This is a genomic window from Methylomonas sp. EFPC1 (genome assembly GCF_016925515.1).
GTDB lineage: Bacteria > Pseudomonadota > Gammaproteobacteria > Methylococcales > Methylomonadaceae > Methylomonas > Methylomonas defluvii.
Window position 1 is genome coordinate 2,874,274 of record NZ_CP070494.1, and the last position, 23,667, is coordinate 2,897,940.

Consider the following 23,667-nt stretch of genomic DNA (forward strand, 5'->3'; position numbering starts at 1 on the left):
ATTTATTCTGCACGGGAAATAAGCGCCTGCATCTTCGCCAGTTTCGGCGATACCACCGGCACCGTCAGCATGGTACTGAGGACGGCCATTAGCAACAGCGCGGTAAAGGTTTCACTGCTAATGATTTGTTTATCCAGCAACACATTGGCAAAAATAATCATGATCAAGGCTTTGGTTTGCAATAGCCAGCCAATCAAAGACGCCTCGCCGCGCTGCCATTTCAGAATTTTTCCAGCCAGATGAATACCCAGCAATTTGCCGAACACCGACACCAGCAGCAATAAGCCGGCAACCACCAACACCGCAGCCCCACCCATCGCCCAATTGGTTTTCAAGCCGGCACTGATGAAATACACCGGCATCACGGTCAGCAATAAATGGTGACGCAACAAGTCCATCTGGGCTTGATTGAACCAATGGCCATCCAGGATAGCGCCGGCCAAAAACGCCCCCACCATGAAATGCAGTCCGGCCCAGTCGGCGGCAAAGCCTGTCGCCGCCAAGGCGATGATGCCGACATACCAGCGGTCACGTTCCGGCAGCCAGGCCATCAGTTTGCGAATCCCGTAGGCACTGATCGCAAAACCTAACAAAAACGCACCCTGCCGGCCTACCCGGTCCCAATCCAACAGAATCAAAGCCAGCACCGCCCAAATCGCTATATCGTCCATGCTGGCGTAACGCAAGATACGCTGGCCGATGGGCTGGCGCAGCACTGCCAGTTTTTCCATCAGCAAAATCAAGATCGGCAACGCCGTTACCGCGCAAGACATGCCCATCCCCAGTACGAATTGCCAAGGCATGGCCTTGGCGCCCATCCAACCCGGGAATAGCAGCATCCCCAACGCCGCAACACAACCCAAACCCAAGGGCACACCCAAGGCCAAGCCCGCCGTGATACTGGTTTCCAGACGGTGTTGCCAGGCTTGGCGCAAATCCAACTCAATCCCGGCTACCCAGACAAACAGCATCACCGACCACCAGGCGATGCCGTTCAGTGCCTGTATGACCTGGGTATTGAAAACAAAAGCATAGTAATCGGGAAATGCGCTGCCCAAGATACCCGGCCCCAATAAAATCCCGGTTATGATTTGCACCACCACCAAGGGCGCAAAATAATCGGTCCGACCGATTCGCCAAATGAGGTACGGCAAGCTGTAGATAATGGTCAGGGCGATCAGAAATATTTCAGTCGTGTTCATAGTGCCAATCGTTTGGAGTCAGTCGCGTAAGGCGGGTATTATGGCAAATTTACCGCCGATGAACCGATGCAAGCCATTGCTTAGTAAAGTGGCTTGAATAAAATTAAATCCACCCTGCCCCTAGTCTCGATTTTTCTTACACAGGCAAAACAGCATGGCACAATCTGAACGTTTCGATGCCGCCGTCATCGGCGGCGGTCCCGCCGGTACCAGCGCGGCGATCATCTTGGCCAAAGCGGGCAAGCACGTGGTGCTGTTCGAGCGCTCGCGCTTTCCACGCTTTCAAATCGGCGAATCCTTGTTGCCGGCTTGCTGGGAGCTTTGGCGGCGGCTGGGCGTGACGGAAAAAATCGAAGCCGAAGGTTTTACCGTCAAGCAAGGCGCAAACTTCGGCATGTTCAATCAAAAACCCGATGTATTGCTGCTGACAGCGGAATATCCTGGGTATTTCGAACGACCCTATACCTATCACGTGGAGCGCGCCCGCTTCGATGAAATTTTGCTGGAGCATGCCGCCGAATGCGGCGTTGATGTGCGGCGGGAGTGGGCGGTGGCCGACGTATTATTCGACGGCAAACAAGCGATTGGCGTGAGCGCCGGCCCGAATGATTCTGACCCTGCGCCCATTCATGCTTCAGTGGTCATCGACGCTTCAGGGCGTGAGTCCCTGATCGCCCGCAAGTTAAACTGGCGACGCCCCTTACCGGAACTGAATAAAATCGCCCATTTTGCCCATTTCAAAGGCGGCTTTCGCCGCGACCCGCACGGTTTTATCAATTTTGGAGACGTGATAGACGGTTCGGTCACCACCGACATTCATACCATTGATGGCGGCTGGATTTGGTACATTCCGTTACGCGACGACATCGTCAGCGTCGGTGCGGTCTTGGATACCCGCTTTGCGAAAAACTTGGGCGATTCGCCGCAACAGCGCTTTGAGGCCGCCATCCAAAGTTGCGAGTGCGTGCGAGAGTGGCTGGCCGACGCGGAGCAGGCCATGGACATCAAAACCATATCGTCGATTGGTTACATGAACGAGCGCTTTCACGGCGACGGCTTTATGCTGGTGGGCGATGCGTCGATGTTTGTCGATCCGGTATTTTCCGCCGGGGTAACGCTGGCGATGCGCAGTGGGGTTTACGCGGCCGACGCTGCGCTGGAGGGTTTTGCCAACGGCGACGATTTCAGTGCCGCGCGTTTCAGTCATTACGAAGCCCGCATCCGCGAGCCCATGGGGCGGATCTTTCAAATGATCTACAACTGGTACCGAATTCTGGAACAAAAAGACGCCAACAATATCATCTTACGTTCCCGGCAAAGCCCCATGCTGCGCGAACGCTTTATTGTCTTGCTGTCCGGTGGTTATGACATGGTCAGCATGAAACAAATTCTGGAGGCCGGTCAGGAACCGAGTTCTACGTATTTGATTTCTTGAACTTGATTGGCGTTTAAGTCAGCCAATGATTAGACGCCCAAATATCCAAAGCTTACTAAGCTCGGGGCAGTTAGCCGCGTGACGTTAAGGCGATCTTAATATTGCCGGCTAAAATGACTTCGCCAACGGTTTTAAATTGTTGGCAACCAAATAACGAGACTACCGAGGCACACATGAACAACATCAACACATTTTTACTATCGGGCGCGTTGCTGGCTTTTTTTGGCTTGGCGCAACCCTGCTTCGCCGGCATCGAAACCCCGCGCATCGACCAGCGCCAGGAAAATCAGGAAAGACGCATTGAGCAGGGCGAGGCGTCCGGCGCGTTGACCGACCGCGAAGCCAACCGTTTGGAACACCAACAAATGCGCATAGAACGCCAAGAAGCCGCAGCGAAAGCTGATGGCGTGGTCACTGCCGGCGAACGAGCCCGATTGACCCATCAACAAAACAAAGCCAGCCGCAATATCGCTCGTAAAAAGCATAATTTAAGACGGGATTAACCCAGCGCAATTCAGCCCGGTTCGGCGTTCCCACGAATGCGGGAGCGCAGTAAAATCAAAAAACCAGGAACCCCGTATCTCGGTGCGCTTTAAAATGGACCTACAGTAAAAACTACACCTAATAGCCGGATACGTAGCCTGTTTAAGCTTCGCCTTTCATCAAATTCAGCAGTTCATCAGCCGACACTTTGCCGCTAATATCCGCGCCATCCAACAAGCTGTCGGCCAAATCGCGTTTATGGCTGTGCAGTGCGACGATTTTTTCTTCTATGGTATTTTTGGCGATCATCCTATAGATCGTCACCGGCCGCTGTTGGCCCATGCGGTGCGCGCGGTCTGAGGCTTGGTCTTCCACCGCCGGATTCCACCAAGGGTCCATATGAATCACATAGTCGGCGGCGGTTAAATTTAAACCCACGCCCCCAGCCTTCAGGCTGATCAGGAACAATTCGCCGTCGCCGCGCTGAAAGGCGTCTACCCGTTGCTGGCGCTCTTTGGCCGGCGTACTGCCGTCCAGATATTGATAACGAATGCCGCGCTGCTCGATATAGTTTTTAATCAATTGCAAATGGTCGACAAACTGGCTGAACACCAGAGCCTTGTGCTTGTTATCCAGCAATTCGTCGACGATGTCACCGAACGCCGCCAGCTTGCTACTGGGCAAAGCCACCGCGGCGTTGGCCAGCAAGGTATTGCAGCAACTACGGCGCAATTTGCTGATGGCCGCCAGAATCTGTAATTGTTTTTGCCCGGCCGGCGTATCGGCACTGCTCAAGGCCGCCAGACTATCCCGGCGCAAGGCTTCGTAGAAGGCCATTTCCTCGCTGCTCAGCTCGACATAGATTGGGATTTCCGTGCGCGGCGGCAACTCCTGCAATACCTGGGTTTTGGTGCGGCGCAGAATAAAAGGCTGGATCAGTTTCTTCAATTGAAAACGGGCCTCGGCACTGCGGTCGCGTTCGATAGGGCCGGCGAAGCGTTGATTGAATTGTTCCAACGATCCCAATAAACCGGGATTGATGAACCTGAACAAATTCCACAATTCGCCCAGATGGTTTTCCAAGGGCGTGCCGGTCATGATCAGTTTAAACTCGGCTTGCAGATTCATCGCCCCCTGCGAGCGGCGGGTGGCGATGTTTTTAATCCACTGCGCCTCGTCGAGAATCACAGTCTGGAACTGGATTTTCGCCAACATTTCGGCGACTTGTTCCTGTTGCAACAAGCCGTAACTGCAAATCAGTAAATCATACGGCCCCAGATTATCCAGCAAGCGTTGCCGATCACCGCTACCGAGAATTTGCGGATGCAGTGTCGGCGCAAAGCGGCTGGCTTCGTTTTCCCAATTCATGCACACCGAAGTCGGTGCGACGATCAGGCTGGGGCCGTTCGGGGCGCGGTCAACCAGCAAGGCCAAACCTTGCACCGTCTTGCCCAAGCCCATATCATCCGCCAGACACGCGCCGACGCCCCAACGAGCCAGGCGCGCCAACCAACGATAGCCATCCATTTGATAGTCGCGCAATTCGGCTTGAAAAGTAGACGGTACTTTAGGCTGATAGTCTCGCGAATCCTTCAGCCGTTGCATATGTGCTTGCCAATGCTTATCGGCTTTGAAACCGGCCTCGTCCTGCCAATCCTCCAGCGTCAGGGCGGCCAAGGGATTGATCCGGACTTTCTTGCCGTGCAGATCCGCGTAGGCGCGTAAATCATCGAGGCGGCGGCGAAACTCTTCGGTCAACGCAATGAATTGACCGTCCTGCAATTTCAAGAAGCGGCCTTCGCGATTGTTCAATAAACCCAGCAATTGCTGAATTTCGATGACGGTATCTTCATTAACCTGCAACTCGCCTTGCAAGGCAAACCAATCGTTGTCGCGCTTGATTTGCATGCTAAAGCCGCTACCGTTGGTTTGCCCCAACAACCGAAACCGAACGCCTTCCGGCCATTCCAATATCGCTTGCTCGGCTGGCAACGCCTGTAATTGCAACAGCAGCTCCAGACATTGTTCAGGTTGATTCAGCAAATAATCACCGGCGCCATCGCGTTCCGCCTGTTCCAACACATCGCAAGCCTGCAAAACGGCTTGCGCGCGCTGTTTTTCCAAAGCCAGATCGCGTTTGGTCTGGCAATGGCGGCCGTCGATTTCGGCCAACACGCTTTCGCCGCCATGCCCAGGTTGATAATAGGCGCCGCCGCTGGCGAACGGCCGGATCAGCATCGCCACGCGCAGACCTTCGCCCCAGGGTAATAAATGCACGCGCGGGGTCGCGTCGGCCTGGACTTGCTCGGCGCTGCTGGAACTGCCGCCTATATCCGAATGTACGGTCAACAAGCCGGAAATACTGGTCAGAGTTTGCAAGACCCGGTCTTGCGCCGAGACCGGCACCTCCAGGCCCTTGGCGCCCAATACCGCGAGGATTTTATGATGGTCGGCGGTAAACTCCAGCACGCGCAAGCGCGTGGGCGTTTCCTTGGCGACATAGAATTTTTGTTCGTGCCCGGGCACGGGCTCCAGACTGATTTTGATTTTGTCGCTGCCTGCCAGTTTTTTCACCCGCAGTTCGGCTTCGCCCTTGACCACATCCACCCGCACTTCTGGCGCATCGGCCCAAAACAACAGCGGGTGTCCCAGCAAGGCCTGCGGCATGCTATTGTCGAACTCAAAATAAGTGCCGCTGCCGTACCAGCCGCTATCGCGGTATTCCTTGATATGCGCGCACAGCTTAATGTCCTGTTCGGTTAAATAGTCAAACTTGTTGGTTTCGTGCGCCAACCGTTTCAAGGCAATCGCCCTGCCCTTACTCCAGCCGCCTTTGGCTTGTTGTTTTTGTTCGCGCGGCTCGATGTCCAGATGATGGCTAATGTCATCGTAACTCAACAACCAGACCAAGCGCGTTGGCTTGTCGATAGGGGTGGCGGTATCGGTTTTTTTTTCGGCCTTGGGCAAATTTAATAAGGCATCCAGTGCCAAGTCCCAATCCGGGCGGCTGGCAAATAAATCCGCCAACGCCGGCCTGGCATCGAAAAAGCTGCCATCCCATTGCAGGGAACGCGGCGGCTCTATATGGGTAAAGATCTTGGCTAATTCGGCGGCCGGCCAACGATAGCCGTTGTCCAGCAGATGCCGGTACAGCTTTTGACTCAGTGGCGTGACATGATTGAATTGATCGGCTTTAACCCAAAATTTGATCAGAGTTAAAAACACATGCAGCAGTAATGGCGGGGTAAGCAAGGTATCCGGGTAGCCGCTTTCCCGATAGCCGCTACTGATTTTATAGGTCAAATCGGTGTTTAACAGTTGCTCCCGCAATGACAAATCGCCTTGTAAAAAACGCTGAAACAAGGCCAACTGATGATAAATGCCCAACCAATAATTGTCGGCTTTGATCGCTTGATTGATCAGTGTGCTGAGTTTGGCGCGTTGTTTGGCGTCATTGTTTTTCAGGATAGCCAGCGGGTAAAACACCCCTGCCAAGCCGTAAAAATAGGCAGTGCGTTGTCCGGAAATCTTGCGTAGCTGTGCCAAAGCGCCCTCGAAACGGTTGACCGCTGCCGCGTAATCGCCGCGCAGAAAAATCAATGTCGCCGCAAGCGCTTGCAGCTCAGGATCATTTTGATCCGCCACCCGTTGCTCGACTGCATCCCAGTCACCCCGCAGCAAGCGTAACTCCAAAGCGACGCGGTTCAACAATTCTTGCTGCACACCCTGGCTAACGAACAACAACTGCTCTAAAAAACCATCCAATTTTTCGTCGGCATACAGATACAGCAGTTGATGTAAGCCCGAAAATCCGGCCAGCCCCAGCAATAACTGCGGATGATGGGCGGTAAACCAAGCGACATCCAACGGGTTTAAAAACCAGGACAGATAAAGTTCATTAACCGGCGGCAGTTTGCCCAAGTAGTGGGCACCGGATTCCAGGCACTCGTCTACTTTGGCGTAATCGCCGCGATAAAACTGGATCCGCGCTTCGCGAATGCAGTCGTCCACGGTGCTGTAACGATAGTAGCCATGGCCGGGCGGATTATTCATTTGTACGGCGCCGGCGAACAAATCAAACTCTTTGTCTTCGACCGCTTGCCGCGTCAGCACTTCCGCTAGGGTTCGGCAGCACCGGGTGCCGCCGGATTTGAGGTTTTCTTCCAGCAAACCGGCTTTGATCAGCGGCTTTAGCCGGGCTTTGACAGCTTCCGACTTAAGCGTTTTCTCACCCTCCCTGATACCCAAACTGCCGAGGCATTTCGCCAAATTGATCAGCGAACTATAGCCGTAATAAACCGCCAGCAACTTCATAATAACCTGTTGCTCTGGGGTTAATGTTCGAAAAGTTTTAAGGCGTTCGACTAAACGAGAAGATTGCATGATTCCGGCAAAACGGCAAAAGAGGGGATGTTACCAGCTTGGCAGGGCAAGCTAAAGAACCTCAAGTCAACACAAACAAAAAAGCCCGCCGAAGCGGGCTTTATTTTAGCGGTGGGTAACTTACAGCTTTGCCAATACTTTAGCCACTGTCTCACCCATCGCCGCAGGAGTTGGGGCAATAATTACGCCCAACTCTTTGAGCATTTCCACTTTCTCCGCCGCCGACTCGCCTACTGAGGAAATAATCGCTCCGGCGTGGCCCATGCGACGGCCTTTCGGAGCGGTTAAACCGGCGATGTAGGCCACAACGGGCTTGGTCATATGTTCTTTGGCAAACATACCGGCTTCCACTTCTTGCGGTCCGCCGATCTCGCCGATCATCACCACGACTTTGGTTTCCGGGTCTTGCTCGAATTTTTCCAGAATATCGCGGTGCGAGCTGCCGTTAATCGGGTCGCCACCGATACCGACTGAAGTCGACACGCCGATGCCTAGCGCTTTCATTTGATCGGCCGCTTCGTAACCCAGGGTACCGGAACGACCGACGATGCCGACGTTACCAGGTATATAAATATGCCCCGGCATGATGCCCAGCATGGCTTTACCTGGACTGATGGTGCCGGCACAGTTAGGGCCGGTCAGCACCATGCGTTTTTCCTTGGGAAATTTGCTCAGAAAGATTTTGACTTTCATCATGTCCTGAGTCGGGATGCCGTCGGTAATCGATACGCAGTATTTGATGCCGGCTTCGGCGGCTTCCATGATCGAATCGGCGGCATAAGCCGGCGGCACGAACACGATACTGGCTTCGGCGCCGGCTTGCTCCACGGCGTCCTTCACGGTGTTGAACACCGGGCGGTCCAGATGTTTTTGCCCACCCTTACCCGGCGTGACGCCCCCGACCACGTTAGAGCCGTATTCGATCATCTCCTGGGCATGAAAAGTACCAATCTTACCGGTAAAGCCTTGAACGATGATGCGAGTGTTTTGATCGATAAAAATTGCCATGTCTGTTCCTTAAGCTTGCGCGGCTACAACTTTGTTACGGGCTTCGACCGCTTTCTCGGCGGCTTCCGCCAAGGTATTTGCCGTGATGATCGGCAAACCGCTTTCTTCGATGATTCTGCGGCCTTCCTCGACGTTGGTACCGGACAGACGGACCACCAGCGGCACCTGCATGTCGATTTTTTTCACCGCATGCACCACGCCTTCGGCAATCCAGTCGCAACGGTTGATACCGGCAAAAATGTTGACCAGCATGGCTTTGACGTTTTTATCCTGCAACACCATACGAAAGGCTTTTTCGGTGCGTTCGGCCGAGGCGCCACCGCCGACGTCCAAGAAGTTGGCCGGCTCGCCGCCCGCCAGTTTGATCATGTCCATCGTCGCCATCGCCAAGCCGGCACCGTTGATCATGCAGCCGATGTCGCCGTCCAGACCCACATAGCTCAAGCCACGGTCGGCAGCGGCCATTTCCCGAGGGTCTTCCTGCGACTTGTCGCGCAACTCAGAAATTTTTTGGCGGCGGAACAAGGCGTTGTCGTCAAAGCCCATTTTGGCGTCCAAAGCGATCAATTCATCGTGACCTGTGATGACCAAGGGATTGATTTCCACCATGTTGGCGTCCAGTTCACGCATGGCACGGTAGCAGCCTTGAATCAACTTCACGGCTTGCGGAATCAGATCGGCGTTCAAGCCCAGCGCAAAGGCCATTTCCCGCGCCTGGAAATCCTGCAAACCAACGGCTGGCTCGATGTAGATTTTTTTGATCGCATCCGGATTGTTTTCCGCCAATTCCTCGATTTCCATACCACCTTGCGCGGAGCCAACCATGACGATCCGTTCCTGGGCGCGATCAATCAGCAGGCTGAAATACAATTCTTTGGCGATATCGGTACCGGCTTCGACATAGAGACGCAAGCATTGTTTGCCGGCCGGACCGGTTTGGTGGGTCACCAGTTTTTTACCCAGCAAGGATTCGGCGGCGTCGCTGACTTCGTCGTGGGTTTTGCAGACTTTGATACCGCCGGCCTTGCCACGGGCGCCGGAATGAATCTGGGCTTTAACCACCCAAACGTGGCCGCCGATGTCGCGGGCGCGTTGCACGGCATCTTCCGGGCTATAGGCCAAACCGCCGTCCGCTATTTTCACGCCGTAATCGGCCAATAGCTGTTTTGCTTGGTATTCATGAATGTCCATGGACTCTCTCTAAATGAATGGAAATCTCGTAGGCTGGGTTGAGTATTGGCAAAACCCAGCAAGCACCTTCAAGCTGGGTTTCATTGCATTCAACCCAGCCTACGCTTGGCTTATTTGGTTTTTGCGGCGATAGCTTCGGCGGCGCGCACGATGTTGTTAGCCATCCGTTCGGATGCCGCATCAATCAGACGACCATCCAGCGCCGCAGCGCCTTTGCCTTGTGCAGCCGCTTCTTGCAAAGCCGCCAGGATGCGCTTGGCTTTTTCCACTTCCGCAGCGGGCGGCGTGAATACTTCGTTGGCCAAAGCGATTTGTGAAGGATGAATGGCCCACTTGCCCTCGCAACCCAAAGCAGCCGCGCGGCGGGCACCGGCTTTGTAGCCCTCGGGGTCTTTGATGTCGCCGAATGGGCCGTCGATAGGACGCAAACCATAGGCGCGGCAGGCTACGGTCATCCGGCTGATCGCTGAGTGCCATTGGTCGCCTGGGTAATCGGGATTCAAACCGCCTATATTGACGGTACGGGCACGGTTGCTGGCCGCGTAATCGGCGACGCCAAAATGCAGGGCTTCCACCCGACCGCTAAGCGCACCTTGTTTGGCAATATCTTCGACGTTGGCCATACCCAGAGCGGTTTCAATAAGACATTCGATGCCGATTTTGTTTTTCAGGCCTTCCTGCATTTCCAGCTGCGACAGCATCGCGTCAACCATGTACACATCGCCGTAGACACCAACTTTGGGAATCAACAGCGTATCGATTTTAGCGCCGGCCTGCTCGACTAGATCGACCACGTCGCGCACCATATATTGCGTATCCAGACCGTTGATACGTACGGACAGCGTGATGCCGTTACCTTTCCAATCCAAATCGTTGATGGCCTGGATAACGTTTTTCCGCGCTTGCAGTTTATCGTCCGGCGCAACGGCGTCTTCCAGATCGAGAAACACAAAGTCCACACCACTTTTTAAGGCTTTTTCAAACATTTCCGGACTGGAACCCGGTACCGCCAATTCGCAACGTTGCACGCGCTGGGCATTAGCTTCGTAAAGAGTGTGACTCATGTATGTTTCCTACGGTTGGTTGGCCGGCCAAAAAACCGCGCCATGTATGGGTTGAAGAACGTGACATTTTACTTTCAGGGCCTGCAATGTCAATTGCGCTTGTCAGCTTCGGTGCAGGTTTGCGCCAGTAAACGACTTGCCGAATCACGGCTTCTGTGGCAACATCCCGCGATTTTCTAAGCTTCCAAAATTCCAAGGAGACACCAGATGGCAGGTCGCAATCACCTATTTGTTCCAGGGCCAACCAATACCCCACATGAAATTCTGAGCGCGATGCATGTGCCGATGGAAGATCACCGTTCGCCGATTTTTCCTAAATTGCTGGCGCCGATTTTGGAAGACCTGAAAAAAGTGTTCCGCACCGAAACCGGCCAATGCTTCGTGTTTCCCGCGACCGGCACCGCCGGCTGGGAAGTGGCGATGACCAACTGCTTGAACCAGGGCGATAAAGTCTTGATTTACCGCTTCGGTCAGTTCGGCCACTTGTGGGCGGAAGCCTCCAGAAAATTAGGCTTTGACGTGGAAATTCATCAAGTTGAATGGGGCAAAGGTATTCCTTTGGATCATTTGCAGGCGCGTCTTAACGAAGATAAAAATCACGAAATCAAAGCCATACTGGCGACACATAACGAAACGTCTACCGGTGTCACGAGCGACATTCCCGGCGTGCGCAAAGCGCTGGACGCAGCAAACCACCCTGCATTGTTGTTCGTCGACGGCGTCAGCTCGATAGGCAGCCTGGATTTCCGCCAAGACGAATGGGACGTGGATGCCTCTATCGCCGGTTCGCAAAAAGGCTTCATGCTGCCAGCCGGCCTAGCGATTTTGGGCTTCAGCCAAAAAGCCCTGGCCGCGATTGATAACAGCAACTTCCCGCGTTCTTTCTTCTCATTGAAAGACATGGCGGCCTCCAATAAAGACGGCTACACCCCGTACACCCCGTCAACCCCAATGTTGTACGGTTTGCGCAAAGCCTTGGAATTGCTGCTCGAAGAAGGCATGGAAAACGTCTACGCCCGTCATCACCGCTTGGGTGAAGGCGTGCGCCGTGCAGTGGCGGCCTGGGGCTTGCAAACTTGCGCGCAAGCAGGCTGGGACTCCGATACGGTCACCGCGATTGTGGTGCCGGCCGATAAGGATGCCCGCCACGTCATCAGCACCGCGTACAACAAATACAACATTTCGTTGGGCGCCGGTTTGAGCGAAGTGGCCGGCAAAGTGTTCCGCATCGGCCACGTTGGCGATATGAACGATGTTTCCTTGTTGGGTGCGATTGCCGGCGTGGAAATGGCTATGCTGGACCATGGCTTTGACATCAAAGCCGGCAGCGGCGTAGCAGCAGCCATCGAGTATTACCGCTCAACGGCTAAATAACATCCCTTAGATTTGACGGGTGGCCTGCTTAACCAGCCACCCGTCATTCGATCAGCTAGTTATCCTCTTCGCCCTAGCCCCTATCACTGCCCAAAACAGGCGGATATACCGCCTCCCTGTACTTTAGAACACGAGACAAGCAGCTGTGTTTTGTGCTTTAAGCACCAAAACCAACCATCTTTTGCACCATTCCACACCAAAAACACCTGATTTTTCACATCGAAAACAATTAAAACATCAGTAATTACTTAAAATAAAAGACTTTTTAAATAAGGGCATTGCTATTGCTTGATATTTGTTTGAGTTATCTTCTGACTCCAAAGCCAAAGGAGAAAATCATGAGACACCGCCTATTGTTGTTAGCAGCACTGATCGCTCCTGCTCATGCGGAACTTCATGAACACGAGCCCACTAAAATTCACCATCAAGGATTGCTAAAAAACGCCACTCAAAATAGCTTGGCGCCAAATTCCGACTTTTTAGCACCCGGTCTATGCTGGCTACCCGGCAGCTTAACCGGCAACCATAGCGTCGACCAGATCAACACTTGCGTTATGGAAGCCATTTACACCTCAGGATTAAATCGCGGCAATACCATAGAAGCGCGCGAAATTGGCGCAATGAACTGGTCCGTGATGACCTATCCCGCCATCAGTAGCGGAGCCTGGTCATTTATCCCCGACATTGGTTACCAATTTCTAGTGGAAAAACGCGCAGATGCCCAAGTCAATCAGCCATCCGTGACGGTGCTTAGTGAAAAATCCTTATCATCCATGCCCCTCGCCACGCTAACTTGGTTTGTCTTGGGCTGCATGCTGGGTTCTTTAGCATTGCTGCGTAGGAACCAAGAAAAGCTGGCAATCGTCACCGATTAAATTTTTAGCGGGCGTTTGCACTGTTAATTTCAATTCTTTATAGTCCCATCTGCCGGTGCTTTGTTCAGCACCGGCATTGTCTGGGGCTAGTCCGCTATCTCCCGATCATCAGACGACAAAGCGTTGGGAGATGCGAATATGGCAAAAACTCTATATCAATTGTTAAACATACCCGAGTCCGCCGACGACCAACAAATCCATCGCGCATTCAAGGGTATTGAACGCCATTTGCTAAAACGCGAAGACGACGCCGGCATCGATACACTGAACCGAAGCCGAGAAGCATTTGTAATCCTGTCCGACGCCAATCGGCGCATCGCCTATGATCGTAAATTGGCAGCCAGCCGCTTGCCGCAGGATCTATCGCCACCCGCCACTATCAACCGCCATCCCGTATCACCATGGTTGCAACGAGTAGCGATTGCCGCCCTGTTGCTATTTCCAATTGGCTCTTGGCTTTATCACGATCATCAGCAAACCAAACAACAAGCTGAACTAGAGCGCATCCAAAATGACAAGGCTATTGCTGCCGCCGAATTGCTAAAAAACCAGCGGGAGCAAGCGTTACGCGAAAATCAACAGATTAGCGCTCAATACCAAGACGAACAGGCAGCCAAACGCGCGGAAATGGAATTAAGGCTCAGGCAACAGCAGCTGGATGACGCCAGAATACTGACCGAGCAACAGCTGCAAAACCAAGCTCACGGCCTGGATTTAATGGAAAAACGTCTGAACACGGACGCGCGCGCACAAGAACAAAACATCGCCGAACGCCAAGCCGAACTGCAATACCAAAAACCGGCGATGGCGATGGACTTGCAAGAGCAAAAAGACCAACATTTGGCCCTGCAGCGGCAAAGATCCCTAAAGCAACACGATGAAAACATAGCCAGCATCAATAGCCTGCGGGCAGCACGCTTAAAAGCCTACGACCGTGATCACGGTAATGGCGGCATAATGACCTCCAACCCGGCCGTCGATCCTTAACCACCTCACCACCGATTCTAACCTGAAAGTACCTGAAGTTTTACGATAGGAAATCCCATGAACAAACCCAAAGTCCTGCTTAGCCGCCGGTGGCCGGCAAGTGTTGAAGCCAAATTGCAAGCGCTTTACGACGTCACACTGAATCTCGACGACCACCCCTTGAGTGCTGACGAATTTAGGTTAGCTTTACAAAATTACGATGCGGTGTGCCCCAGTGTTTGCGATTCCCTGCCGGCCGAGGTGCTGAATGTCGCGAACAAGCGCTGCAAAATCCTGGGTAATTTTGGCGTGGGTTATAACCATATCGATATTGCCGCCGCCAAACAACTGGGGCTAATCGTCACCAATACCCCGGGCGTGTTGACACAAAGCACGGCTGATATTGCGATGACTTTGTTACTGATGTCTGCACGGCGCGGCGCCGAAGGCGACAGACTAGTGCGCGCCGGCGCATGGGCCGGCTGGTGCCCAACGCATATGATGAGCAGTGACGTGACCGGCGCCACGCTCGGACTAGTCGGCTTCGGCCGCATCGCCCAAGCCATGGCGCGCAAAGCCCATCACGGCTTTGGTATGAAAATTTTGTATCTCAAGCCCAGTCCGGCAGACCCCGCCGTCGTTGACGAACTAAAGGCGGAGCGTTGCGATACGCTGGAAGCACTATTACCGCGATGCGATTACGTGTCGCTGCATTGTCCGGGCGGCAACGAGACTCGGCATTTAATCAATGAAAAAACCTTGAATTTAATGAAACCCACTGCGCATTTGATCAATACCGCGCGCGGCGATGTGGTAGATAGCAAGGCCTTGATCAAAGCCTTGCAAGAAAAACGCATCGCCGGCGCCGGCCTGGATGTTTACGAAGGCGAACCCAACATAGATCAGGGCTTTTTGGCGCTGGAAAACGCCACACTGCTCCCCCACTTGGGCAGCGCCACGATTGCAACGCGCACCGCGATGGGGGAAAAGGTGCTGGAAAATCTTAAGGCTTATTTCTCCGGCAAAGACATACCGGATCGTATAGCTTAGAATCAAATTATTTATTCTCGAAAGTAAAGTATCCTCCGGGAAAGCGCCCGTGGGGGCTGTTGTGAACGGCTAAAAGCGGTGCTCAGAGGTAGGTTTCCCTCGCGAGTATATGAAAGCATCAAATCACACTCAATTTTAGGCTGGTGCCGTCATTATCAAAATGCCATTGTCGACCTGTTGGTAGTTGAGGCAAAATCAGGTTGGCTTGGTTAAAATCATCCGTGCGAATGTCGTTAGCGGTGATTATGGTGAAACTGTTGCCTATATTAGGCATAAAGCCATTTTTCAGGCTGATGGCGATTTTGGCGCTACCAACAATATAAGCCTCGCCGTTAACGTGCAGCTTGCTGTTATTGTTCAAGCCACCAATTACAAAGTTCAGTGTACCGTCACCGAATACTGAATAACCCATTTCAGGGGTTAGCGTCAATTCACCGAAAGGTGATGTGGAATTGCCGGGCGATATACTAAAACTGGCGTTCCATAATTGTTCAGGAAACTTCAATATCGTACCTGTTCCGGTCAGAATTCCTCCCTGGAAGTCAAGTAAACGTGATCCGAAAGTACCGTTTACCTTAGTTTCGCCTTCAAATTGCTTGTAACTGCCAGATTTGGTAGATATGAAATTGCATGTGCTACCCTGAGCAATCTCAAAATATCCACGATTTTCTATCTCAGGCGCCTCAGAACCCTGCGATTGGCATAGATTTACTCCATTATTGCGGTCTATTATGAATTTGCCGGTAACCTTGTTATCAATTTTGCCCCAGAATATATATGTCCAAGGCATATAGTCCTTTGCTGGGCGAAGTTGTCCACCAATTGTTCGTGGATCTAAGGCGATATTTTCACCAACAGCGTTAGTTACAGCAATGGTACCGGAGTTTTCGATCAGCGCTTGGGCTCCCTGTTTGTAACAATCAAAATATCCGCCGATAGCAATATATCCCTTGGCATAGTTGACCAATTTTTGCCCAGGACAAGTTATTTTTGACGGCAAATAAATACTTCCATAGTTTTCTAGTAATAAAGGTAAGTAATCATCAGTTTCACCAATTACTAGTCCACGATTTATTATATTATCAAAGCCTGGGCTTGATAAACCAGTTATGGTTTGATTGGCTTCAATAGTATACGGTGATGCAAGAGCTTGGCTGCCGGACAATATTAAATTCGCAATTATTAACATTGATTTTATATTGTCATTTAAATGTTTTGATTTTTTCATTAAATTTTCCTTATTTATTGATTAAGCTCAGCTCTTGATGGGGGATGCATAGTTATGACTAAATGTGCATCCACTTACAGTGGCAGTTTAAAGGCTTGTGAAATTTAGGTATTGTTGGATTTCGCAACGAAACTTTTTTCTTTGCTACAAACTTGATAAATGAATAAGACGCAGATACAACTGGTCAGCAGAAGTTTGCCACTAAGTTAAAGCAATATTCAGGCCTATTCCGTTATAAGTTCTTGGCTGTGCAAACTTGCTTCCTTCAAACATACTTAGAGAGCGTTGCCATCCAAATGCAAGACAACATCATCAACTTTAGGTGCGGGTAATGCCCCAAAGTGCGGCAAATGCCTTAGAGATAGAAAGGGTTACTAGGTGTGTAAATACTCAATTCCAAGTCAACAAAATTCCATCGCTTTTTACTCACTGATGATCGGTATCGGAGTGGCGTAAAAACCGTGTGTTATTGAATGGCTGATCGTGTTTTAAAATGCCGTGAAATCGCATGCAGTAGTTTACGCATGATAGCGCAGGCGACTTGTAACGGCTTCCTGCCATTGTCGACCAAGTGCTGGAAATAAGCTTGACCTAGGGATCATCTTGTTTGGCGCTCAGAGCCGGCATATGCATGCCTAACCAATATGCCTGTTACCCACTTTGGATGGCGGCATTTTCTTGTGCATACTTTTGCCCGGTTCAAAGGCCTTGGGATCTAGCCCGGCAAACTGACCCACTCGCGCTAGGACAGGTTGGCCGGTAGTAACAACAGCTCGCCCATCAAAGCAATGGCGCTGGTTTGGTTAATGCCTGTTGCTGGTAACAAATTCAAAATACGCGATAGCTCCGAGTGAGCCTTGCCCCCAATCATCACTTCCGCAGCCAACGCAGTAATGCGTTTTTCCAATTTACTAATCGCCAGCTTGGCATCGCGCAGCAACGCCTTCGGTTTTTTTTGCGTCGCACTCAGCGCGTGCAGATGTTTTTTCTGACCGGGCAGAGCATCAATGCGACCAACAAACCCACGTAAAGTCAGGCGTTGATTGATGGTCGTGCCCAAGCGACAAAACCCATGCGCTCCACATATTTCATCAGGGTATTGGCATCGACAGCATCGGTTTACTGTTTTTCACTAATACCTTGGTAAAGTGTTGCGAGGCCTAGGGATTGCCCCAAATCTCGGGAATACCGGCGTCATGCGACGAAATCGCCAGATCGAAGTGGTAAATGCCGGCACATCCAGGCAGCCCTTGATACCGGCTAATTGACGCTGGACAATGCGTCACATCTGCCCCATCTGGGCAGCGCCACGATTGCAACGCGCACCGCGATGGGGGAAAAAGTATTGGCGAATTTGCAGGCTTATTTTTCAGGCGAGGAACTTCCGGATAGAGTGATCCAATCCGGCACAACAAACCATGAATCGGCTTATCCCTAACGCTTTAAGCAATCGTGGGCTGTTTACGTTTTTTAAAACCCAAAATTCCTAGCAAGCCTACTAAAAACGACCAAACCGCAGCGGGTAATGGCACTGGTGCAGCCAGCATAGTACTCGCAATTTTAACGTCAGCCGAAAGCGTTTCCGATTCACCGGGATTGAGTGAAAAACTAAATACTCCGGAACTGCCATTGACCGTAAACTGCTCGGAAAAAGGCACTGAAAGCGTGGCGTTAAGGCTATCGAAACCATTAAAAGTGTAGTCTGAGTTGTAATAATCAAGATAGACATCGCTGTCGGCAGCCTCACCGGCAACTGCGGCATGAAGTATATAGTTCAGCGTTAAATCCACATTGATTACAGCCGTGCTGGAATTAAAAAAATTCAAACTGAATACACCGTAATGCTGCGACTTAAACTCACCGGCATTGTCTTGACCGCTCACAGAAAAGCTTAAGGGTGTGTCCAGAGTTAAAGGAAACAAACCGGCACCGTGGCTTGGCGTAACCGTACCATTGTCGGCGATCAAGAAAGAGTCCGGACTACCCAACATTTCAAAAGATCCGTCGATATCGAGTCCGTCAGCGCTCGAAGAAAGACTGTAAGTGAGCGTGGCATAATTACTAAATACGCTTACCGCATGAGCCTGCTGCCCGTAAAACACCGACAATATTGCGACTACCGTCGGGTAAAAAAATCTAGCGCTTCCGTTATTTGCAAATCCCATGTTGAGAATCCTAAAATCTAAAGTTCAAATTGAATGTGGGCTAGCGCAAAATCTGATCGCCCCAGCCCACATCTTTAACACCTTGTTTACATACAGCTAAGGTGCCAAGTAAGTATCGAAAGGCCGAATCGGGTCTTGCAAACCATTCGCCCCCACTGCCGGTATGGTCATGGTTTCTTCTATCGCCAGATTGCTGTTCAATGGATTACCTGGAGTCACGGCGACATTGTCCCCGGCATGTCCGTGCGGCACGACAATTTCAGGATGATCGAACGGTGCTTTGTCGTAGCGAACTCGTTCATCGGTGAGCGTTTTCAGAAACTCAATCAAATCGGCTCGTATCGATGCGGGCTGGCCGGACAGAGCGATCTGATTGACAACGATATGCTTGTTATCATTGTTGAAGTTACCCTTTCTGGAATAAAACTCAAGGACTTGCTCCAAAGTAGACATACTGCCGTTGTGCATATAGGGCCCAGTCAATTCAATGTTACGTAAAGTTGGGACTTTAAACGCAGCCTTGGTGGCAATACTCATTTTTTCTGTCGTCAAGTTCGCTAAAGCCGCAGCGGCTGTGGGAATGTAGGCCGAGCTGGCAACGGTACAGTTTTGGTTTCGCAGCAGCCCTTCTTTGCTACCATCTGCGATAATTCCATCAGCTACGCCAAACCAACGAGAAAACGGTATCGCGTTATCCGCCAAAGCTTTAATGAAGTCACAGGCTTGCAAAGTCGAGACTCCCGAATCCAGCACACCAGCTGGATTATCGAGCAAGTATTGGACATATTGCTTGGTAAATGACAAAGGATTACCAAAATCGTCCACGCCATCAACACCCACATCAGAGTCCGGGTCCGCTACGCCAGTGTTGGCAAAACCTAAGTCCATCAATTTGTAATAGCTGGTAGCGCCATTTCGAGTAGTGTCCCGAGTCACAACATTCGCGGCTGGTGTGATACCGCCGATTCTGCCGCCGTCACCGTCACCGATAGCATTCGGACCGTAAGGAATGGGTTGACTAAGCGGTCCGTAATTCATGCCCGGCGTAGGCGTCACCAAACTGGCATTGGTAGCTACCGCGGCAATGCTTAAGGTCGGCCCCCCATGGCACAGTTGACAATGGTTGCCGGTAAAAGCCTCAAACCCGCGTGTCAGGGTATCAATTTTTTCCTGATCGTACCCTAAGTTAGTCCAAATAGGCTCCAAGCTATCGGGATCGCGTGCGGTCAAATCGATTGGGGCCTGGTCCGAAATTAACGTGCCTTGGTATAACTGTAATGCGATACCGAAAAACATCGAAAAATTGGCTTCCATTTGGTCGTAAGGTACTTGTCCCTGACGCCCCCCGAAAGGACCGATACCGCTGTAGGACCAGTATTTCTGATTAAAAGCTTGCTTGATTAGTGCTTTATAAGTGGTATTTAGGCCGGGCCGCAAATTTCCAGCGCTGCTTAAACTATACGGACCAAGCACGCTATCTTCGTTGTGAACCTTTTGGTTCTGCAGCGGCTGCCTTAACAATAGTTTTCTTCCGATATCGGGCCAAACTCGCTGCCGGCATCCCATTTCCGAATCACTCAAAGGCGGAGCAACCGCAAGAGAGGCCAATGAAGAATTGACCAAATGTAAACGTGATTTTTGAACATTCCGCGCATTGACTTTCTCCCAGACACCGGCCGTTGGGTCACGGTCGCCCCATGGACTACTGCCGTTAAACACGTTATTGGCTCTGCCGTCCCAAAAATTGCGATGATTAAAAACCGCGTTGATCACGGTTGGCGCGTTACGCGGCTCAACCCGCCGCGTCCCAATACCATTCACGTGAAACACCGGATCAGCGCCTCTGCCGCATTGATCGTTATTGCCACTAAACTGTGGTGCACTAATGAAGGTTCCGCTAAAAGTACCTGCCGAAGACACTACATCGTCGGAATTAAAGGTGACCTGACTCGCTGAATTTAGCGGATCGCTATATCGACGTAGCGGAAAGTCGGCAACGCTGAGTTCGTGATTGGGACCACCCAAGCCGGTTGGCAACGCTTCGAAGGTCTGCCCGCTGGGCTGAGTACTTTTTTGACCAGGATTGATTTGATTTTTGACGCGGCTATCCGCGCCGGCATGGAAATGACAAGAGCCGCAAGCCATGCCATCGCTGCCGACATTGACATCCCAAAATAACGCTTTACCTAAAGCGATCGCTTTATTCTTGTCCACAACAATTGGATTTGGACCATCGGTAAGTCCCGGCACGGGCGGAACCGGCACACGTTGCAGCGGCATAGGCATAGGCCCATGGGCAACTGCTGCCTGCGACACGAGCAAACAACACATAATAACAATATCGGTTAATCTCATTTTTTGCCTCTAAATTAATCCTATCCGTCGCTTGATCAAGTATGCCGCAACATTGCCACCAACAGCCAACTCGCCAAGTCGCCAAGTCTCGTTGCAAGAGCGGCGAATTCACTCTTGCAACAGTAGCGTTTACCGTGAAAACTTACTCGAATTGCGCTTACCAAAGCCCAGCAAACCGACTAAAGCACTACCAAATAGCCAAACAGCACCAGGCAACGGGACGGGAGCGGCAGTGCTAAGATTCAATCGATACCCAGCGTGCGGGTTAAAGTTACCTTCTCCCGAGTTACCACCCAGATATATTGAATAAACCTGTCCGGCAACTGCGGTAAACACCAATGCGTTCGTAGCGTCTACGGTCGCGTCATGCGTCAAATAGGTTAGGCCGGTGGTGCCCATGGGGTTGTCCGCAGTAAAACTGGTCTCGTTCCAACCCGCATGGTGACTATAGTTGGGGGTTGTAGCCTTGGATGTATCCGTATCCATGCCGGTAAAAACCGTAACACCAAAATTGCTCCACGACTTATCGGGCTCGGAAACATTAAACAGTGGCGTTAACCTGATGGATACTTCGGTGGTAACGTCGGATTTGAACAAGCCTATATCGGTATTGTGCGCCCAGCCGGTAGAGCCATCGAACCAAGCGCCTTTAGCTGTATCGATATTAGCCAAGTACGTTGTACCCGCCACTGGACCCCATGCAGTCCCGTAGCGCGTCGCGGCATCGGCTTGCGAAATCTCCAAAGAATCTCCCGCAGCCGTAACATGCGCCGCCCAGTTCGCAATCGACAAGCCTTCGTAGCCAAACGGCCTTACCGCACCAACTGTTCCCAACCAAGGCAAAGGGGTTCCGGTATTAGTACTATTGTTATTGCGAGTCCAGCCGTCGGTAGATAAGGCCGCCGCATCGGTAGGATTACCGTTGGTAATGGGCTTATTGGTGTTATACATCGTGGTGGAGGCTGAAGCATTTGATACGCCAGCGAGGGTTATTGCGCCGCCAGCGATAGCTAAAGAAATAGCTTTGGCAAGTGTGTTTCTTATCATCAGATTTATCCTAAAAAATATGTCCTAAAAAGTTACTACTGAACTAGACTGCTAATGACAAAAAGGTCATTGTTGATCCCTTACGCTAAGCATCAACCGAGAATTAGCAAAAACGATGCCATAGCGAAAAGCCTTATAAAGCCTCGCCTTAACCAACAATAATCAGACCCCAGGAAGAAAAAACAGGTTAAATCACTTAATTAAATACGGGAATTGGCGCCAAAGAGCGCCGATGCGAATGCAAGACCAACACCGAAAGTATGGTCAGTCACTTGTGAACAAAATAATGCCGTTTTTGGTTAGATTAATAGCGGACCAAAAAACGTCCTTTGCAAATTAGACTTCATATTTTTCACAGTCAACGCGACAATTATAAGACTTTGGTCTAATTTACTTTTTACTAACAAGCGGATTGTTGGTCGTAAATGTTCCATAAATTAATCTATGTTATATACAGCATAGATTTACTGGCATTTACCCTATTTTCGAGCTATTCAGTCAACGGCGAGCAAGCCATTTTCAGGGACTACTTTATAGCCACCACTTCCATTCCGCTACAAACAAAGAAGGGCAAGCCGAACTCGCCTTGCCCTTCAGTTCAAGCAGAATTTCAAATAACCAGCTTAAATCATGGCTTTTCTGCGGCCTTGCGCAATCATGCCCAACAAAGCGGAACCGAACAACCATACCGCGCCAGGAACCGGCACACTTGAAACAGGCGCATCCAGGGTGATATCGTCAATACGAATATCCCAATCAGGATAACTGCCCAAAGCATAGTTGACAGTTGGGCTATGATTAAAGCCCTGGAAAGTCAGCCAGAACGCGCCTATATCACCCCAATCGGAATCGGCAGCCAACAGGTCACTTAAAGTGACGTTCTGATCGAAAGTACCATCATTAGCTACGACATAGCTAGCGATAGGTGCAGTATTACCGCCTTCCGGGTCACTGCTTGAACCGGCACCGCCACTAGTTCCACCGGCAACAGTCAGCAAGCCGTTGTTGATAGCATTGCTGTAACCGTACAGCACGAAATTGCCACCCGCCTCGCCATTGGTTACGTTCAGGTAGATATTTTGCAAGCTGAAGTTGGAAAGATCGGCCATACGCACATATAGGCCGGTGGAATCCGGATGGTACTGCGCTTCGCGATCACCTGAAGTACCTTGACGATGATAATGAGCGCCGGAATCAGTAGGATCGCCCACAGTACCCACTACGATACCGTTTTGAGCGAAGCAATTGGAATCTGGACAGCCACCGATAAAAGCGCCAGTTGTTTCATTGGCGTTACCATAAGTAGCCGCTGTCATTCCTTGGAAATCGACAGTCGCCGCTTCAGCATTAGTCGCTAAAGCCGCCGTGCCAACCAAAAATAAACCACCCAAGGTCTTGAGTGTAAAAGCTTTGTTCATCATCGATAAAATCTCCATCAGATAAAATCTTACGCAACAGACCGATGGCCTGTCATTCAGTTTGAATGTCCGGATTTCGGGGGATTGGACATTTACATTCAAAAGCGCTGGTCAAATCTATTTTCCACTCCACCAACGGCAATCCATGGGAGGCTAAAACCTGGCTTACCGAATTCTTGAGGTGTACGACGATTTGTTCAGCACTTGCATCAGGGAATTCCGCCTAGAAAGCGGGCTTAGCCAGCAGATTTCCCGACAAAGCTAAAGCAGTTATCATGCCATCCTTAGGAAATCATATGTTCTGCGGGCTCCACGGCTTTCGCTCTGGCGAAAAAATCGAATAATTGAGCCATATCACTTATTTTCTGAAAAACCGAGGCAAAGCACTTACATATTTGCTGAGTGGCTAAATACCAGGCCTTT

At 51.2% G+C, this 23,667-nt stretch carries 18 protein-coding genes; 7 read left to right on the plus strand and 11 right to left on the minus strand.

Annotated features, from left to right (window positions below; genetic code table 11):
* Window positions 1–2: 2 nt before the first annotated feature.
* Window positions 3–1,202 carry a cation:proton antiporter gene (locus tag JWZ98_RS13250; RefSeq protein ID WP_205450401.1) on the minus strand — a complete coding sequence of 400 codons (1,200 nt, stop codon included), beginning with the start codon at window positions 1,200–1,202 and terminating at the stop codon, window positions 3–5.
* 154 nt (window positions 1,203–1,356) lie between these two features.
* On the opposite strand from JWZ98_RS13250, the gene JWZ98_RS13255 reads away from it, so the two are divergent.
* On the plus strand, window positions 1,357–2,637 hold the full coding sequence (locus JWZ98_RS13255) for an NAD(P)/FAD-dependent oxidoreductase (protein ID WP_205450402.1): 1,281 nt from the start codon (window positions 1,357–1,359) through the stop codon (window positions 2,635–2,637).
* 173 nt (window positions 2,638–2,810) lie between these two features.
* A complete protein-coding gene (locus tag JWZ98_RS13260) occupies window positions 2,811–3,140 on the plus strand; it encodes a hypothetical protein (RefSeq protein ID WP_171695683.1) in 330 nt (109 codons plus the stop codon).
* Window positions 3,141–3,282: 142 nt separating this feature from the next.
* Here JWZ98_RS13260 and JWZ98_RS13265 read toward each other — a convergent pair whose 3' ends face one another.
* The 4 genes from JWZ98_RS13265 to JWZ98_RS13280 all read right to left on the minus strand — a co-directional run bounded on the left by JWZ98_RS13265 (window position 3,283) and on the right by JWZ98_RS13280 (window position 10,766).
* Window positions 3,283–7,503 carry a DEAD/DEAH box helicase gene (locus tag JWZ98_RS13265; RefSeq protein ID WP_205450403.1) on the minus strand — a complete coding sequence of 1,407 codons (4,221 nt, stop codon included), beginning with the start codon at window positions 7,501–7,503 and terminating at the stop codon, window positions 3,283–3,285.
* A 120-nt stretch (window positions 7,504–7,623) separates the two neighbouring features.
* Window positions 7,624–8,511: a succinate--CoA ligase subunit alpha gene (gene sucD / locus JWZ98_RS13270; RefSeq protein WP_205450404.1), complete on the minus strand. Its 888-nt coding sequence runs from the start codon at window positions 8,509–8,511 to the stop codon at window positions 7,624–7,626.
* Between the two features lie 9 nt (window positions 8,512–8,520).
* On the minus strand, window positions 8,521–9,702 hold the full coding sequence (locus tag JWZ98_RS13275; protein ID WP_205450405.1) for a malate--CoA ligase subunit beta: 1,182 nt from the start codon (window positions 9,700–9,702) through the stop codon (window positions 8,521–8,523).
* Window positions 9,703–9,812: 110 nt separating this feature from the next.
* Complete coding sequence (locus JWZ98_RS13280) at window positions 9,813–10,766, minus strand: CoA ester lyase (protein ID WP_205450406.1); 954 nt, start codon at window positions 10,764–10,766, stop codon at window positions 9,813–9,815.
* Between the two features lie 207 nt (window positions 10,767–10,973).
* Between JWZ98_RS13280 and JWZ98_RS13285 the strand changes: the two genes are divergently transcribed.
* The 4 genes from JWZ98_RS13285 to JWZ98_RS13300 all read left to right on the plus strand — a co-directional run bounded on the left by JWZ98_RS13285 (window position 10,974) and on the right by JWZ98_RS13300 (window position 15,031).
* Window positions 10,974–12,140, plus strand: a complete 1,167-nt coding sequence (locus JWZ98_RS13285; protein ID WP_205450407.1) for an aminotransferase class V-fold PLP-dependent enzyme — start codon at window positions 10,974–10,976, stop codon at window positions 12,138–12,140.
* Between the two features lie 338 nt (window positions 12,141–12,478).
* Entirely contained in the window at window positions 12,479–13,015 is a 537-nt protein-coding gene (locus tag JWZ98_RS13290; RefSeq protein ID WP_205450408.1) for a hypothetical protein, read from the plus strand.
* A 138-nt stretch (window positions 13,016–13,153) separates the two neighbouring features.
* Entirely contained in the window at window positions 13,154–14,002 is an 849-nt protein-coding gene (locus JWZ98_RS13295; RefSeq protein ID WP_205450409.1) for a hypothetical protein, read from the plus strand.
* Between the two features lie 57 nt (window positions 14,003–14,059).
* Window positions 14,060–15,031 (plus strand): D-glycerate dehydrogenase, encoded by a 972-nt coding sequence (locus JWZ98_RS13300; RefSeq protein ID WP_205450410.1) that lies wholly within the window; start codon window positions 14,060–14,062, stop codon window positions 15,029–15,031.
* Between the two features lie 118 nt (window positions 15,032–15,149).
* Here the strand turns inward: JWZ98_RS13300 and JWZ98_RS13305 are convergent, their stop codons facing one another.
* Window positions 15,150–16,259, minus strand: coding sequence for a hypothetical protein (locus JWZ98_RS13305; protein ID WP_101051967.1), 1,110 nt, complete (start codon window positions 16,257–16,259; stop codon window positions 15,150–15,152).
* A gap of 742 nt (window positions 16,260–17,001) precedes the next feature.
* Complete coding sequence (locus JWZ98_RS13310) at window positions 17,002–17,319, minus strand: hypothetical protein (protein ID WP_033156540.1); 318 nt, start codon at window positions 17,317–17,319, stop codon at window positions 17,002–17,004.
* Window positions 17,320–17,523: 204 nt separating this feature from the next.
* On the opposite strand from JWZ98_RS13310, the gene JWZ98_RS13315 reads away from it, so the two are divergent.
* Window positions 17,524–17,697 carry a hypothetical protein gene (locus JWZ98_RS13315; RefSeq protein ID WP_225893087.1) on the plus strand — a complete coding sequence of 58 codons (174 nt, stop codon included), beginning with the start codon at window positions 17,524–17,526 and terminating at the stop codon, window positions 17,695–17,697.
* 4 nt (window positions 17,698–17,701) lie between these two features.
* Here JWZ98_RS13315 and JWZ98_RS13320 read toward each other — a convergent pair whose 3' ends face one another.
* From JWZ98_RS13320 to JWZ98_RS13335, 4 genes are all read right to left on the minus strand, one after another.
* Window positions 17,702–18,424 carry a hypothetical protein gene (locus JWZ98_RS13320; protein ID WP_033156541.1) on the minus strand — a complete coding sequence of 241 codons (723 nt, stop codon included), beginning with the start codon at window positions 18,422–18,424 and terminating at the stop codon, window positions 17,702–17,704.
* A gap of 96 nt (window positions 18,425–18,520) precedes the next feature.
* The gene (locus JWZ98_RS23425) at window positions 18,521–20,638 is read right to left on the minus strand and encodes a cytochrome c peroxidase (protein WP_269468524.1); all 2,118 of its coding nucleotides are present in this window, start codon (window positions 20,636–20,638) and stop codon (window positions 18,521–18,523) included.
* Window positions 20,639–20,908: 270 nt separating this feature from the next.
* Window positions 20,909–21,826, minus strand: coding sequence for a hypothetical protein (locus JWZ98_RS13330; protein ID WP_129871381.1), 918 nt, complete (start codon window positions 21,824–21,826; stop codon window positions 20,909–20,911).
* Window positions 21,827–22,449: 623 nt separating this feature from the next.
* Window positions 22,450–23,247, minus strand: a complete 798-nt coding sequence (locus JWZ98_RS13335) for a hypothetical protein (protein ID WP_101051963.1) — start codon at window positions 23,245–23,247, stop codon at window positions 22,450–22,452.
* Between the last annotated feature and the right edge of the window lie 420 nt (window positions 23,248–23,667).